A 775-nucleotide genomic window follows, 5' to 3' on the forward strand; every position below is an offset into this window, starting at 1 on the left:
AGGCCCTCGCCGCGAAGGGCTACAACGTCGATCTATCCGCGGTACCCGAGGACGGGAGACGCCTGCGATGATCGAGGCCGCCCTTGTTGCAGTCCTGGCGGCGGCCTTGAGCGCGGCGGCAGCCGGCGCGGTTAGCGGATCTGGTACTGAATGACGACCGCGGCCTTCCTCGTCATGCTGGCCGGGACGCTGGGCACTATCGGCTTCGCGGTTCTCGCCCTCGAATGGGCGCCACTGCGCCGACGGTGATGTCCTTACCCGATGCCCATCACCTCGCCCTTGAGCTCGAGGTGGCGGAGCTGCGCCAACAGCTGGCGGCTGCTCAGGACATGCTGGTGGAAACCGCGGCGGATGCCGGGCGGCTTCATGCCGAGAACACCGCGTTGCGGGACGAGCTTGCCCGTATGCGCGCCGAGGCAGCCGTGCGGCAGATTTCTGCCACCGTACGGGGCAGGGCAGTTGCCTGACCGGATCGAGAGAGCATGCAGATCCGGCCCGAGCACCGCTTCTTCTACCCCATCGACTGGCCGCAGCTCTCGATCGCGATCCGGTTCGGGCGAGCGAGAGGCTGCTGTGAGGGCTGCGGACGGCCGCACGGGCGGATGGTCTACCACCTCGGCGATGGCCGCTGGTGGGACGCAGATGCCGGACGCTGGCGTGACGGCTGGGGGAGGCGGGGACTGTCAGGAATTCCGTGTGCGGGCGGCGGGTTGAACATCAGGCCGCCATGGCCCGGGTGAAGCGCTCGCCGAAGATGACGGCGAACTGCGCCTTG

General features: G+C 68.5%; 1 protein-coding gene and 1 pseudogene. Both read left to right on the forward strand.

What is annotated here, in order from left to right:
• Positions 1–248: 248 nt before the first annotated feature.
• Positions 249–467, forward strand: coding sequence for a hypothetical protein (locus MET9862_RS29065; RefSeq protein WP_142586324.1), 219 nt, complete (start codon positions 249–251; stop codon positions 465–467).
• A gap of 15 nt (positions 468–482) precedes the next feature.
• Positions 483–677 (forward strand): annotated as a pseudogene (locus MET9862_RS30380) (hypothetical protein); the annotation flags it as partial.
• Positions 678–775: the final 98 nt, after the last annotated feature.

The sequence above is a fragment of the Methylobacterium symbioticum genome, assembly GCF_902141845.1.
GTDB lineage: Bacteria > Pseudomonadota > Alphaproteobacteria > Rhizobiales > Beijerinckiaceae > Methylobacterium > Methylobacterium symbioticum.

Excerpts from the sequence above, each read along its gene's own strand:
- MET9862_RS29065 (WP_142586324.1), top strand. The coding sequence starts at position 249 with ATGTCCTTACCCGATGCCCATCACCTCGCCCTTGAGCTCGAGGTGGCG.